At 65.6% G+C, this 14,115-nt stretch carries 14 protein-coding genes; all 14 read right to left on the bottom strand.

Features of this window, described 5'->3' with window-relative positions:
* Positions 1-43: 43 nt before the first annotated feature.
* The 14 genes from C1725_RS05455 to C1725_RS05390 all read right to left on the bottom strand — a co-directional run bounded on the left by C1725_RS05455 (position 44) and on the right by C1725_RS05390 (position 13,922).
* Complete coding sequence (locus C1725_RS05455; protein WP_102410650.1) at positions 44-838, bottom strand: hypothetical protein; 795 nt, start codon at positions 836-838, stop codon at positions 44-46.
* Positions 839-852: 14 nt separating this feature from the next.
* Positions 853-1,428 carry a 5-formyltetrahydrofolate cyclo-ligase gene (locus C1725_RS05450; RefSeq protein ID WP_102410649.1) on the bottom strand — a complete coding sequence of 192 codons (576 nt, stop codon included), beginning with the start codon at positions 1,426-1,428 and terminating at the stop codon, positions 853-855.
* Complete coding sequence (gene alr / locus C1725_RS05445; RefSeq protein ID WP_102410648.1) at positions 1,425-2,531, bottom strand: alanine racemase; 1,107 nt, start codon at positions 2,529-2,531, stop codon at positions 1,425-1,427. The genes C1725_RS05450 and alr overlap by 4 nt, the downstream gene beginning before the upstream one ends.
* Before the next feature lie 45 nt (positions 2,532-2,576).
* Positions 2,577-3,650 carry a hypothetical protein gene (locus C1725_RS05440; RefSeq protein WP_102410647.1) on the bottom strand — a complete coding sequence of 358 codons (1,074 nt, stop codon included), beginning with the start codon at positions 3,648-3,650 and terminating at the stop codon, positions 2,577-2,579.
* Between the two features lie 165 nt (positions 3,651-3,815).
* Positions 3,816-4,442, bottom strand: coding sequence for an NAD(P)H-dependent oxidoreductase (locus tag C1725_RS05435; RefSeq protein WP_102410646.1), 627 nt, complete (start codon positions 4,440-4,442; stop codon positions 3,816-3,818).
* A 151-nt stretch (positions 4,443-4,593) separates the two neighbouring features.
* Positions 4,594-4,845, bottom strand: coding sequence for a kinase to dihydroxyacetone kinase (locus C1725_RS05430; RefSeq protein ID WP_102410645.1), 252 nt, complete (start codon positions 4,843-4,845; stop codon positions 4,594-4,596).
* A 151-nt stretch (positions 4,846-4,996) separates the two neighbouring features.
* Complete coding sequence (locus C1725_RS05425) at positions 4,997-5,752, bottom strand: amino acid ABC transporter ATP-binding protein (protein ID WP_428829573.1); 756 nt, start codon at positions 5,750-5,752, stop codon at positions 4,997-4,999.
* Positions 5,753-5,759: 7 nt separating this feature from the next.
* Positions 5,760-6,422 carry an amino acid ABC transporter permease gene (locus C1725_RS05420; RefSeq protein WP_346026382.1) on the bottom strand — a complete coding sequence of 221 codons (663 nt, stop codon included), beginning with the start codon at positions 6,420-6,422 and terminating at the stop codon, positions 5,760-5,762.
* A 69-nt stretch (positions 6,423-6,491) separates the two neighbouring features.
* Positions 6,492-7,286, bottom strand: a complete 795-nt coding sequence (locus C1725_RS05415) for a transporter substrate-binding domain-containing protein (RefSeq protein WP_102410643.1) — start codon at positions 7,284-7,286, stop codon at positions 6,492-6,494.
* A gap of 177 nt (positions 7,287-7,463) precedes the next feature.
* Positions 7,464-8,468: a peptidoglycan-binding protein gene (locus tag C1725_RS05410; RefSeq protein ID WP_346026381.1), complete on the bottom strand. Its 1,005-nt coding sequence runs from the start codon at positions 8,466-8,468 to the stop codon at positions 7,464-7,466.
* Positions 8,469-8,543: 75 nt separating this feature from the next.
* Positions 8,544-9,176, bottom strand: coding sequence for an HAD-IA family hydrolase (locus C1725_RS05405; protein ID WP_102410641.1), 633 nt, complete (start codon positions 9,174-9,176; stop codon positions 8,544-8,546).
* Positions 9,177-9,187: 11 nt separating this feature from the next.
* Positions 9,188-10,201, bottom strand: coding sequence for a 3-dehydro-L-gulonate 2-dehydrogenase (gene yiaK, locus C1725_RS05400; RefSeq protein ID WP_102410640.1), 1,014 nt, complete (start codon positions 10,199-10,201; stop codon positions 9,188-9,190).
* A gap of 434 nt (positions 10,202-10,635) precedes the next feature.
* On the bottom strand, positions 10,636-11,385 hold the full coding sequence (locus tag C1725_RS05395; RefSeq protein ID WP_102410639.1) for a hypothetical protein: 750 nt from the start codon (positions 11,383-11,385) through the stop codon (positions 10,636-10,638).
* A complete protein-coding gene (locus C1725_RS05390) occupies positions 11,382-13,922 on the bottom strand; it encodes an EAL domain-containing protein (protein WP_102410638.1) in 2,541 nt (846 codons plus the stop codon). Before C1725_RS05390 ends, C1725_RS05395 begins: the two co-directional genes overlap by 4 nt.
* Positions 13,923-14,115 lie beyond the last annotated feature (193 nt).

Raw genomic sequence — 14,115 nt, 5'->3', positions numbered from 1 at the left:
CTCTTTCTTTATTATATCAGGATTTCCGAGTTTTAACAACGCGTCAGATTAATTGTTCCGGGCCCTTGCGTTCCTTCGCCCGGCGCGCGGCCTGCTCGCGCTTCTTGTTGCGCTTGATCTTCTTGAGCTGTGCCTTCTTCGCCTGCTCGTTGTAGGCAATGCGCTTTTTGTGCAGCGCCGGGCCGCGCAGGTAGCCCAGCACATAGCCCAGCGGGAAGACCAGCAGCAGCGCCGGGCCCAGCCGGTCGATCAGGTAGCCGTAATACGTGACCGCGTCACCCAGCGGCAGCAGGTAGAGCATGTTGCAGGCCCTGACCAGAATGCGCAGGTAATCTGCGAGGCCCGCTCCCGCGCTCTGTCCATAGTAGCTGAGCGGCGCGTAGATGTCCGCACGGTAGGCGTAGGCGCTCGCCCAGGAGGGCAGGTCCTGCAGCGTATACGTGTAGGGCTCCGCGGCCGCCGCGACGACCAGCGCGCACAAAACGAAGGGCGCCGCGCCCAGCGCCGCCGCCGCCAGGCCCTTGAGCGGGGTAAAGCACTTTGTTTTTTCTTCCTTCGTCGGCTGATAGCCCTCCAGCGTGCGCTTGCCGAGCATCGCCCCGAAGGTCACGTCGCGCTCGCCCTGCCCGCCGCCGCTCGAAAACTGCATCAGGAAGCAGCCCACGATGACGGCGCAGGAGATCAGCATGCGCAGGTAGAAGTTGCCGATCATCGAGAGCACCTGCAGCAGCAGCCCCAGCACCGCGACGAGCACGATCGACCCCGCCACGCGTCCCGCCATCGACAGGAGGTTTTTGCCTCCGATGCGCCCCCGAACCTTCGTCTCTTTTTCGTTCACCTTTGGTTCCTCCGTTATCTTTCATTGTCCCGCCGGCATCGAACGATTCCGCCGGGATGTACCACATATGCCATCGGCGCGTCATGCGCGAGCGCCGGAAGCGCATCCATCAACTGAAAATCATAGCCAATGCCCGCCGCAGCGCCGCGAAGCGCCGGCAGATAGCGGTCGTAATACCCGCCGCCCTGACCCACGCGGTCGCCCGCCGGGCTGAACGCGACGCCCGGCACCAGCGCGAGATCAATCGCCCCCGGCGCGAAGACGGACGCGTCCTCCCCCGGCTCGGGGATGCCGTAACCGCTTTGGAGAAGCCCGCTAAGCGACGTGACGCGGCGCGCCGTCATCACGCCGCCCGCTTCGCAGCGGGGAAGCAGCAGCGTCTTGCCCGACGAAAGCGCGTCCCCGATCAGCTCCGCGAGGTCCAGTTCTCCGCGCACCGCCGCGTAGGCGAGCACGGTCCCCGCCCGCCTGTAGACGTCCCACGCGCAAAGGAGGCGGCAGACCTCGCGCGAGGCCCGCTCCCGCTCCTGCGCTGTCATCGTTTCGCGCCGGGCCTTGACAGCGCGGCGGATCGACTGCTTGTCCATCATCTGTACACGCGCGGCACGCGTCCTGACGGCGCGAGCAGGATTTCATAGCTGATCGTATCGGCCCATGCGGCCAGCTCGTCCGCGGTGATGCACGCTTCACCCTGCGCGCCCATCAGCACCACCTCGTCGCCCGCCGCGCAGCCGGGGATGTCCGTCACGTCCACCATGATTTGATCCATGCACACGCGCCCCACGACCTGCGCGCGCCGGCCGCGCACGAGCACCTGCGCCTTGCCGGAAAACGCCCGGCGATAGCCGTCCGCATAGCCGACAGGCACGGTCATCACGCGCATGGGCCGCTCCGCCGTGAACGTGCCGCCGTAGCTGATGCGCGCGCCCGCGGGCAGGTCCTTCACGTACACCGCGCGCGTCACCCAGCGCATCGCCTGCCTGACGCCCGCGATGTCCGGCGAGGGAACGCAGCCGTAGAGCGTGATGCCCCCGCGCACCATGTCGTAGTGCGCCTGCGGGTAGCGGAAGATGCCCGCGCTGTTGCATGCGTGGCGCACGATGGGATCCGGGTGCACCGCCGCGATGGCCGCGGTCATCTCCTCAAAGCGGGCGATCTGCGAAAGCGTGTCCGTAGCGTCCGGCTCGTCCGCCGTAGCGAAATGGGTAAACGCCCCCGTGAGCTGCACGCCCGGGGCTGCGTCCGCCGCAAGGGCCAGGCGCGCCGCGTCCGCCGCGCTCCTTACGCCGATGCGCGACATGCCCGTATCGAGCTTCACGTGCACCTGTGCGGGAACGCCCAGCCGGCAGGCCGCCTGGGACAGCGCGTCGATCGTTCCGGCGTCAAAGACCGTCTGCGTCAAGCGATTGCGAACCACCGCCTCCGCCGCCTCCGGCTCGATGCCGCCCAGCACCAGGATGGGCGCCGCGATGCCCGCGGAGCGAAGCTGTTCTCCCTCCTCCGGAATCGCCACGGCCAGCATGGAAGCGCCCGCTTCCAGCGCCGCGCGGGAAACCGCCAGCGCGCCGTGTCCATAGGCGTCCGCCTTTACGACCGCCAGCAGGCGCGTACCGCCCGAAAGCCTGGCGCGCATCACGCCTGCGTTATGACGGATCGCGCCCAGATCTATTTCCACATAGTTCGTTCTGTACATCTTCGCTTACGCCTCTGTCCTGTATGGGTTGCCCTTTATTATACCCTATCGCGCCTTAATTGAAAAGGCCCGCTTTCCTTTTCCAGCGCCGTCCCCGTCCGCCCGGAGCCCTGCTTTCTCGTCCCGGTCAGTCGCCGCGCGCACCAGCAGCGCGCACAGGAACACCGCGCAGGCCCCTCCGAGCAGCGGATACCCCCGGCCGATCAGCCGATCGAAGCCCAGCGCCCCGCACAGCACGCAGCAGGCGGCGCACACAGCGTCGCATGCGCGCGCGGGCAGGCGCAGGCTGCCCCGCAGCGCGCGCATGGCCGCCGTCAGCGTGGAAAGCACCGCCAGCCCCAGCACCGCGGCGCACAGCGCGTAGCCCACCCTGCCCAGCCGCATCGAAAGGGCGACGAAGGGCAGCGCGCTTCGCTCGACCGAAGCGCCATGGCGCAGGAGCACGGCGTTGGCGAGCCCCGTCAAAAGCGCCAGCAGCGCCGTCAGCAGCGCGGCCTCCCGCCTGCACGCGGCAGGGCTCAGGCGCTTTCCCGCCTCGCACAATATGCCCGCCGTCATCCCCATGTTGAGCGCGCCGTAAAGCAGGCCCAGCGCGGGCGCGGCGGCGTGTCCGCTGCGAAGGCGCAGGGCCTCCTCCTGCGCGGGCAGGGGAAGCAGCAAGATCAGCATCGTGAGGAAGAGCGGCAGCAGCAGGCGGCCCATCAGCTCCAGCAGCTTCAGGTCGCGGTGCGAACACAGGACGCCCAGCAGCACGGCGGCGGCAAAGCCGAGGGGGTACGCGCCGCGCACCGGCAGGACGAGCGCCGTCAGCTCCGCAAATGCGGCGGTCATCGCCCCGCCGGTCAGCGCCATCAGCACGCCGTACAGAAAGCCCGCCGCGCGTCCCGCCAGCGGCCCGCCATAAGCCCGGCAGAGCCCCGAAAACGAATCCGCCCGGCAGCGGCCCGCCGCGCGCATCACGAAATACGCGCAGACGCCCATAAACGCGCAGGCGACGGCAGCGCCCGCCCAGCCCATGGCGCCGTAGCGCGTAAAAAAGCGCAGCACCTCGCGTCCGGACGCAAACCCCGCCCCGACGATCGCCCCCAGCAGCGCCAGCGCCGTACCGCCCTTTTGCATGGCAATTCACCTCGGGCCAGCCTATGCCGGGGAAGGGCCAAATAGAAGCCGCGAGCGGGGCCTGCGGCGGATATCCGCGCCGCGCGGCTTCACGCGGCCCGCTGCACGCGCGGTCTCCCGAAACAAAACAGGCCGCGCCAGGACGCATCCCGGCGCGGCAGGCTGTCATCTGATGAAGTTCGTGCGCAGCTTCGGTTCCTGCTCCGGCTCGGGCACGCCCGCGGCGCGGCCCGCCTCGATGCACCGCAGAAGCCAGGCCATGTTGCGCCCCAGGGTGCGCAGGGTCTGAAGCCCCTCCAGGTCCTGCTTCACCTCCTCCGGCGTGTTGCCGTGTACCATGTTCCAGTACTGCGAGGAGACGATGGGCATCTGCGAGATGGTGAAGTACTTGTTCAGCTGGTCAAACGCCGCGCTCGCGCCGCCCCTGCGGCAGCTCACGACCGCCGCGCCGGGCTTGCGCGCAAAGCCCCTGCCCGCGTAAAAGAAGCGGTCGAGGAACGACGTCGCCATGCCGGAGGCCGCCGCGTAATGCACGGGCGACCCGAAGACGAAGCCGTCCGCCTCCTCTGCGAGGGCGAGCGCCTCGTTTACGCGGTCGTCGCCGAACACGCAGCGTCCCCCGCCCGCCCGCGCGCAGCCGCCGCAGCCGATACAGCCGCGAACCGGCTGTTTGCCGACGTGGAAGATCTGCGTGTCCACGCCCGCCCGGTTCAGCTCGCCCGCCACCTCGCACAGCGCCGTATAGGTGCAGCCCTTTTCATTGGGGCTGCCGTTGATGAGCAATACCTTCATCTTTTTCAACCTCCTGCCTGGTCTTCTGAGGATGTTATGTGCGCCCGACCGCAGGCATGCGCGCCCGGCGGCCCTTCTTCTTTTCATTATACCACGTCCCTGCCTCCGGCGCATACAAAAAGGCGGCAGGACCTTGCCCCGCCGCCCGGTTTCATCCCTGCAGTCCTCTGGACTGGCGCTCCATGTCCTCGACGACGATGTCGTAAATCTCGCCCAGCGAGGCGCAGTACTCCAGCACCTTCCACGGCTCGTTCGTGTGATAATGAACCTTGATGAGCTCCTCGTCGCCCACGGCGAGCAGGCAGTCCCCCCGAAAGTTCTCGTCGAAATAGGCGCCGATCGCCTCTTCGCTGAGCCCCTTTCCTTCGATCAGGAGCTGCGTGTCGTATCGAAATTCCAGCATGACGTTCTCCCTCTTGCAAAACAGATTTCGCCCGCTTTAAGCAAGCCCCGCAGGCGACGCCAGCAAACGGCGCCGGCGTTCACTGCGGCTGCTTTAGTATACCACAAACCCCGGGCGGGGAGTACATTCTTTTGCCGCGCGTCCCCTTTCGTCAGACAGCGCCCAGGAACGCCCGCATCTGGGGGCATGCGCCCGACCCCATCACCCGCTCCGGCGCGCCCTCGTCCACGACCACGCCGCCCTCCATGAAGATCACGCGGTCCGCCACCTCGCGCGCGAAGCTCATCTCGTGGGTGACGACGATCATCGTGCGGTGCTCGCGCGCCAGGTCGCGCATGACACCCAGCACCTCCTGCGTGAGGCGCGGGTCGAGCGCGCTGGTGGGCTCGTCGAAGCAGAGGATGTCCGGCTCCAGCGCGAGCGCGCGGGCGATGGCCACGCGCTGCTGCTGCCCGCCGGAGAGCTGGCAGGGGTATTGATCCACCTTTTCGGAGAGGCCGACCTTCTCCAAAAGCGCCCGCGCGTTCTCCTGCGCCTCGCGGCGGCTGCGGCCCAGCACGTGCACCTGCGCCTCGGTGAGGTTGCGCAGCACCGAAAAGTGCGGGAAGAGGTTGAACTGCTGAAAAACCATGCCCATCCTGCGCAGGATGCGGCGAATCTCACGCTCGGGCGGATACTGCGCGCGCCCGTTCGCGGCGCTTCGCACCAGCGCGTCCCCGGCGATGGTGATGTTTCCGCCGTCCACCACCTCCAGATGGTTCAGGCAGCGCAAAAAGGTGGACTTGCCGCTGCCCGACGGGCCCACGATCGCCACGACCTCGCCCTTTTCCACGCGGGCGTCGATCCCCTTCAGCACCGCCTGCCCGTTAAAACCCTTCCATACGCCCTCGGCGCGAAGCATGTGCAAGCCCCCTTTAACGGTAATAGTCGAGCTTCTTTTCCGTCCACTGAAAGAAGCAGGTGACCAGAAAGTTCATCAGCAGGTAAAAGGCGCCCGCCACGAAGAGCGGCTCGATGGACGCCGTGCGCGACGCCTCGTTCTTCGCCGCGCGGAACAGCTCGCCCACCGCGATGACCGTCGCCAGCGACGTGTCCTTCACCAAGGTGATGACCTCGTTGCTGACCGGCTGCAAAATACGCTTGACCGCCTGCGGCAGGATGATGCGCAGGAACGTCTGCGCGCGGGTGAAGCCCAGCACCTTGCCCGCCTCGTACTGCCCCTGCGGGATGGACTGAATGCCCCCGCGGTAAATCTCCGCGAAGTAGGCCGCGTAGTTGAGCGAGAACGCGACGATGGTGGAGACGAACCGGTCGATGTTGACGCCCAGCAGCCCCGGCAGGATGAAGTGCACGGTGATGATTTGCAGCATCAGAGGCGTTCCGCGCATCACGAGGATGTAAAACGCCACCGGTCCGGAGAGCACGCGCCGCCTGGACATGCGCCCCAGCGCCACGAGCAGCCCCAGCGGCAGGGAGAAGAGCAGCGTCCAAAAGAAGATGGAAAGCGTCGTGCCCATGCCGTCCGTCAGCACGGCGAGCAGCTTTTGCAGCTTCTGCGGGTCGGTGAAATAGACCAAGTGAAGAAACCCCTTTCGTCCGGACGCGGGAAATGGGGGCTCGCAGCCCCCATCCCCTGAAAACGCGCCTTACTTTCCGACCAGCGTGATGTCCTCGCCGAACCATTCGGTGGAAATCGCGGCCAGCGAACCGTCCGCCGCCATCTCCTCCAGCGCGCCGTTGACCGCCGCCACCAGCGCGGCGTCGCCCTTGCGCATGCCGATGGCGAACTGCTCCGCCGCCAGCGTCTCGTCGAGCAGGCGATAAGCGCCTTCCTTCTGGCCCATGTAGTAGCCCGCCACGATCACGTCGATGAGCACGCAGTCGCACCCGCCGCCGTCCAAATCCATCATCGCCATCATGAAGTCGTCAAACTCCAGCACGTCGCCCAGCGTATCCGCGAAGCTCTGGTTCGCGCTCAGCGCGTCCACGCCGGAGGAGCCCGCCTGTACGGCCAGCGTCTTGCCCGCGAGGTCCGCAAGCGTCTTAACCGGCGAATCCGCCTTCACGACGATCACCTGCGTGTTGTTCAGGTACGGCTCCGAAAAGTCCATCTGCGCGATGCGCTCCTCCGTCATCGTAAGCCCGTTCCAGATGCAGTCGATCGCGCCGGAGGAAAGCTCCACTTCCTTCGTGCTCCAATCGACCGGCTGCACCTTGAGCTCAACGCCCAGGCGCTTTGAAACCTCCGCCGCCACGTCGATGTCGAAGCCCACGATCTCGCCGTTCTCGTCGCGGTAGCCCATCGGGGGGAAGGCGTCGTCCAGCCCCAGCACGAACTCGCCCTTGTCCAGCACCTTTTGCAGCGAGGCGTCCTCCGCCAGCGCGGCGGTGCAGGCGACGATCATCGTCAGGCTCATCAGCAGGGCAATCCACTTTTTCATTGCGTTCAATCCCCTTTATTAATTTAGCGTAGTAAAGTGTTATTAGTATACCGCTGTCCTCCGCTCCTGTCAAGGGGGATTTCGGGCCTAAAAACATCCAAGATTCCCCGGAAAAGCTGTGCGTTTTGCGCAAAGGAAAAGAGGCCGCAAGGCGCGGCCCCTTTCACATGTCGCGGTTTAATTTCCGTCCTGCGTTTCGACCGTCAGGCCGAACGCCTCCTGCAGGAAGAGCGCGGGCACGAACAGCGTGCCGCCGTCCACGATGGGCTCCGCCTCCTGCGAGGGCACGTACAGCTTGCCCTCCACGAGCACCATCACCGGCGAACCGCCGTCCAGCGAGTAGGAGATAGCCGTTTCGCGGGGCGGGTCGCCCGGCACGGTGAAGGACATGCCCTCCGGCGTCTTCTCAACCTGCCACCCGGCCTGACGGGCGAGCTCCTCCGCCGGTAGGTACCAGTTGCCGTCCGCGTCGCGCGCGGGCGTCACCTCGATCGCGCCGCCGCTGAGCGACACCTTCGCGTCCATATCCAGCGTCAAGAGCTTTAACTCCGGAACCGCCGTAGGCATCGGCGTGGGGCTCGGCGTCGGCTCCGGCGTCGGGCTCGGTGTCGGCGTCGCCGTAGGCTTCGGCGTCGCCGTGGGTTTGGGCGTCGCCGTAGGCTTCGGCGTCGGGCTCGGCGTCGAGGTCGGCACGACAATCGCCGCCTGCGAGAACACCCAGGTCAGCGTGTCCTTGCCCGCGATGCCGTCGTCCTTGAGGTCGTGCTTGCGCTGAAACTTCTTTACCGCGCGCAGCGTGTTGATGCCGAACTTGCCGTCCGCCTTGTCCTCCAGATAGCCCAGCTCTCTGAGCCGCTCCTGCAGGCGCTGCACGTCCTCGCCCTCGTCGCCGCGCCGAAGCGAGCGCGTCATGCCGCCGGGCAGCAGCGTCGCCTCCGGAACGGGCGTCGTCTCCGAGGCGCGCGTCGCCCCCGGGACGAACGTCGTCTCCGGGACGAGCGTCGTCCCCGGGACGGGCGTCGCCGCCGTCTGTGGCGCCGCCTCCGGCGTTGCGGTCATGGCGGCCGCCGTCGGGATCGCGTCCCCTTCCCCAAGGTTGGGCTCGGCAGAGGCTGCCGGCAGGCCGGTCACCGCCATCGCCGCCGTCAGCAGATAAGCAGCCAATGTGCGTACAGGTTCCATCGTATCCCCTCCCCTATCGGGTTTTCTCTTTTTAATGGTAACGCAGGAAGAGGCGATTTTCATCCATTCCCCTGCTCAGGCAAAAAATTCCGTCATCTTTTCCGGCTTCTCCACCCAGAAGCCCTGAATGCCCGCCTCCATCGCCGCCTCCACGTTCACGCGCGTGTCGTCCAGGAACAGCGAGCGCGCCGGGTCGAGGCTGCACCGTTCGATCAGCTCGCGGTAGATTTCCGGCTCCGGCTTGAGCAGGTGCAGGTAGCACGATACCACGTAGCCGTCGAAGAGCGAAAAGAAGTCGTGGTTCTGCAGCAGCCATTCAAAACCCGGCTGATGGTAGTTGGAAAGGACGTAGGTGCGCTTGCCCTTTTCCCTGCAGCGGCGCAGCGCCGCCACGCCCTCGGGGATCGGGGTCTTGAGCTCCATCCATCGCGCAAAGATCAGCTCGATCTTCGGGCGCAAATCCGCCCGGCCCTGCGACATGCGCTCCACCGCCTGTTCGTAGGTCGCGGTGCCCCGGTCCAGGTCCAGCCAGTGCGAAGACTCGAACACCCTGCGCAGCAGCTCCGCCTTGAGCGGCTCGTCCTCCCCAAAGAGCACGTCCAGCACGTGATGGGGGCTGAAGTACATCAGCACGTTGCCGATGTCGAACACCACGCTGTCGATCTCGTCCCACGGCATGGTCTGAAAGCTTTCGTCTATAAACCGCATTTTCTTCCTCCTTACGCGCGCAGCTCGTCTTCGATCTTGCGCCAGGTTTCTTCGTGGACCGGCACGCCATGGGCGCTGTTGCGCTCGATCGTGCTTTGCATGTTCTGGCCCGGATAGCGCACCGGCGCGCCGCCCGGCACCGGCGTGGAGGACTGGATGTCCGCAATGGCCGCGTCCAGCAGCGCGTCCACCTCGTCCTTCGCCAGCAGCTCCCGGAAATTTACGGCGATGAAGACCTGCGACAGCCCGCGCTCGTCGGAAGGGTCCCTGCTGATCGCGCTCACCGTGCGGCCCATCGACAGCGCGCCCGCCATCAGGTCGAGCGCGATGGACATCGCGGAGCCCTTCCAATAGCCGGTCGGCAGGATGCGGCGCGTGCGCAGGATCGCCTGCGGGTCGCGGGTCAGGTTGCCCGCCTCGTCAAAGCCGCCGTCGATGGGCAGCTCCTCGCCGGAAAGGGCCGCGACCTCCAGCTTGCCGTAGGCGAACTGGCTCATCGCCATGTCCACCACGACCGGGCCCTTCTCCCGCGGGATGGCGAGCACGATGGGGTTGTTGCCCAGGTGCGCGTCCACGGCGCCCCAGGCGGGCATATTCGCCGTCGTATTGGTGAAGAGGATGCCCGCGACGCCCGCGCGCGCGGCCTGCCAGCCGTAGCGGCCGGGCCGCATCCAGTGGTTGCTGCGGCGCACCGACACGCAGGCGATGCCGTGCGTACGGCTCAGCTCGATGGCCCGCGCCATCGCGTCCTCCGCGATGAGCGGCCCCGCGCCGAAGTGGCCGTCCCATACCTCCATGCCCCCCAGGCTCGCCACGCACTCCGGCACGGCGTCCCTGTCCACGGTGCCCTCCCGCACGTTTTTCAAAAAGCGCGGGAAGCGGTTGACGCCGTGCGAATAGACGCCCTCCAGCGAATTGCGCGCGAACACGTCCGCCAGGCGCGCCGCGCGCGCGCCGTCAAAGCCCGCCTTTTCCAGCGCAAGCCGCAGCGTCGTCAGGATCTCGTCAAAAGGGATGTACAGCATAGAACCCCTCCGCAGTTTTTTACAATTATAGCACGCGCGGACGCGAATGCGCAAACAATCGCGCGAAATACGCCGTTTGCGGCGACGGCGCTTTATCGCTCCCCGCCTGCTTCTTTCAGAACGTGATGACGGCGGATAAACGCACACATACGCAAGAAAAATGTCCGTTCTTTTTTCAATTTTCGCGTTTTTTCCACGCCTATGACAAAATTCAGCCACAATTCAGCGGTACAATAACACCATCGAAAGCGAGAGCTTCCCCATATCCTCCCGCTTCGATACCCCCAAACCCGCCAGCGGCCCGCACACACCGCCGGCAGGGTGCATACCCTTTTCTTCTCCCCCTCCTCATCACACAACCCCAAAACGAAAACGCCCCGCATCTGCTGCACACCAGATGCGGGGGTTTTCGTTTTTTTCATGCCGCGCAGGGGTCAGCCGCCAAAGAACAGCGCGTCAAAGTCCTGCCCCGCCGCGACCGCGTCCAGCAGCGAAAGCAGCCCCTCCCTGCCGTTTCGTTCGATAAACGCGGACACCTCGTGCCCGGCGAGGCAGTATCGGGCCCGCCGGTCGTCCGTCGTTCCTGAAAAGAAGGTCTCGGCGCCGCCGTATTCAGAAAGCTGCGGCACGTTCCTGCCGCCGTCGGTGAGCGCGAGCCACGCCGCCTCGGTATACGGCTCCCGATAGTCGTTTTGCACGGCGAGCCCCTCGTCAAACCAGACGGGCACCCGCGCCTCGGAGGAACGCCCGCCCGCGTAGAGGCGCCAGTGCGTCTCCGCATGGGTCATCTCGTGCGCCAGCACGTCCACGTTCAAAAACTCCGAGGAGACCGCCGTGTAGGAGCGCACGCCGCCCAGCACGACGGTCATCGTGTCGTGGTCGCCGCCCAGCCGCCCGATCTTGGCCGGGTCGTCGCAGACGATCAGCACGGGCGCGCTCCTGACCTCCCCGAAGAAGTCCTGAACGCGCTCCTGCGCTTCCGCTATCTGAGATAAAAGCTGCTGCGTGTCCCCCGTCCAGCCCCTGTCCACGTACGTCCGCTCCCCGACCTTTGAAAAGCCGTGGATCGGGACGGACATGCGATATCCGGTCGGCGTGAACCAGAAGAGGTAAACCGCAAGCGCAGCCGTCAGCAAGACGAGCAGCCCCGCCGCGCACAGCGCGATCCTTTTGCCCTTTTTCATCGTGTTCCCACTCCCTCCAGCCGCGCGGTAATCTCGCCCGCCTCGAGCGGGCGGCCAAAGTAATAGCCCTGAATGCAATCCAGATGCATGTCCTTGAGGAACTCGACCTCCGCCGCTTCCTCCACGCCCTCCAGGCACACCCGGATGTTCGCCTCGTGGCAGATCGCCACCACGAAGGAAATGAACGTCGCGTCGAACCGGCTGTTCAGGATGCCCTTCACGAAGCCCCGGTCGATCTTCACGATGTCCACCGGCGTGCGCTTGAGGATTTCGAGCGAGGAATACCCGGTGCCGAAGTCGTCCATCGCCACGCGGATGCCCATGGCGCGCATCTGTTTGAAGGCGCTTTCAAAGATATTGAGGTTTTGCACGGTGCAGCTCTCGGTCAGCTCCAGAATCAGGTTTTCGCAGGGGAAGTCCTCCGTCCGGACGATCTCCGTCAGGTCGCGCAAGAAGCGCTTCTCCATCATCTGCAGCGCGGAGATGTTCACGCTCACCGTGAAATCGCTTTTCAGGGTGACCCACCCCCGGGCCGCGCGCAGGGCGGTTCTCAGCGCCCACAGGCCCGCGCCGTAGATCATGCCCTGTTCCTCCAGAATGGGGATGAACTCCACGGGCGAGACGTTCTCGCCGGTGACGTCCTGCCAGCGCATCAGCGCCTCCACGCCGACGATTTCGCCCGTGCTCCCGTCCACCTGGGGCTGATAGGCCAGGCGGAAGCCCCGGTAGCTCTGCGAGATGGCTTCGCGCAGCCTGCGCATGAGCTCCAGCGCGCGCACCTTGCCCCGGAGAATCTCGTCGGAGAAGATTTCCAGGCGGTTGCGTCCGTGGCTCTTCGCGTATTGCAGGGCGTAGTCCGCGTATTGATACAGTTCGTCCGCCGCCGCGCCGTCGCCGGGGTATTCCGCGTATCCGGCGGAGACCTCCACGGCCAGCTTGCTCTGCTTCCACTCCTGCATCAGCACCAGGCGCTCCTGCACCCTGCGGAACAGCCGCGCCGCGCCCGTCCGCGAATCGTTGTCCATCAGGATGCCCAGGCGGTCGTTGTCCAGCCGGTAGAGGCTCGCGTTGTCCGGCAGCAGCGCCTGAACGCTCTGCGCCAGCGTGCGCAGCACGCGGTCGCCGAAGGCGCGTCCGTACATCTCGTTGATGTTGCGAAAGCCGTCCACGTCCAGCACGAGGATGCCGAGCTGCTCGATGCTTTCCTCCTGCACGCCCCGCTGCACCGCCGCGAGAAATTCGCTGTGGTTGAGCAGCTGGGTCAGCGGGTCGATCTTGTTTTGCCGGCCGAGCTGGGTCATGATGCCCGCGAAGAGGCAGGGCTCCCCGTATTCGTCCCGCATGAGCTGGCCCCGGCACCGCAGCCAGACGTATTCGCCGCCGCGGTTGCGCGCGCGGAACTCCACGGAGTGCGAATCCCGCTTGTTCTCCCCGATTTCCATGTTGGATTTATAAAAGCGATCCCAGTCGTCCGGGTGGACGATCCGCTTCCAGCAGGGCAGCGGGTTTTCCACAAATTCTCCCGGCAGGTCGAATTGCCGCACCTGCGCGGGCGAGTAGCGGAACACCCCCGTCTTCATGTCGCACAGGTAGACGTAATCGTCCGTGCTGCGCTCCAGCGCCTCGTAAAGCATGCCGGTCGGGTAGTTCATCGTGCGCCCGGCGGTCTTGTCCGTGCGGAAGACGTTCTCGTCCCTGTCCAGCAGCACGGTCTTGCGCCTGCGCAGCTTTTCCTCGTACATCCGCTCGTCCGCGCGGGCAATCAGCTCGCTCGCGCGGCAGACGCCCTTGGCCCCGCAGCTCGAAACCCCAAAGGAAAAGGAGAAGTCGTAGGGCTTGCCGTGCATGGCGCGAAGCTGCTCCACCTCCCGGCGCCACGCGCGCATCAGGCGGGCGGCCTCCTTTTCGGGCATGTCCATCATCACCAGCACGAATTCGTCCCCGCTGAGGCGGAAGAGATAATCCTGCCCCTGCAGGTGGCCCTTGAGCACGGCGCAGGTCTGCCGCAGCAGGAAATCCCCCTCCGCATGGCCGTAGCGGTCGTTCACGGCCTTCAGGTTATCCACATCCAGCAGCGCGATCAGGCAGGTATGCGCCCCCGCGAGCCCCGCCAGGCGTTCGGAGAGCATGGCCTTGCCCCGGCTGCGGTTGAAGACGGCGCAGAGGGCGTCCTTCGTCGCGTACTCGCTCAGCTGCAGCAGGTTCGTGACATCGTACGCCTGCTGCATGTGCACGAAGCCGTCCTGCCAGGGCACCAGGCTGTCGTACCGGTCGAAGACCTTTCCGGCGACCGCGCTGTGATCCCGCCAACAGACGATGCGCGCCCGCTCCCCGCCTAGGCTGGGGATTTTGCAAAAGCTGCACGGCCCGGTCTGGCCCTCCTGCAAAACCTGCCAGCAGATTTTGCCTTCCGGGTTCTCAAGCCCATAGTCTTCCTTCATTTTCCGGTTCATGAACAGAATTTCATGGGTTTGTACGTCCGTCATGTAGACGCCCGCCTGCATCTGGTCGAGGATATCCCCGAATCTATCCTTCATATAAGGCCCTCCCGACGCCGGAAGGCGCGCCGCCCGTTGCCTTGAACGTCCCAGGCACGGGGGACGGCGCCCCAAACTGTGCTAAGTATAACATCTTCAAAACCGCTTGGCAACCACTTCCTAATTCCGCGGGAGGCATGAACCGCCCCGCCGCCGAAGCGAAAAAGGGCGGGGAAGCCTTAGCGCTCTCCCC

It is taken from the genome of Beduinella massiliensis (assembly GCF_900199405.1).
GTDB lineage: Bacteria > Bacillota > Clostridia > Christensenellales > Aristaeellaceae > Beduinella > Beduinella massiliensis.
Note: the sequence above shows the minus strand (reverse complement) of the source record. Positions and strands in the feature narration are given on the sequence as shown.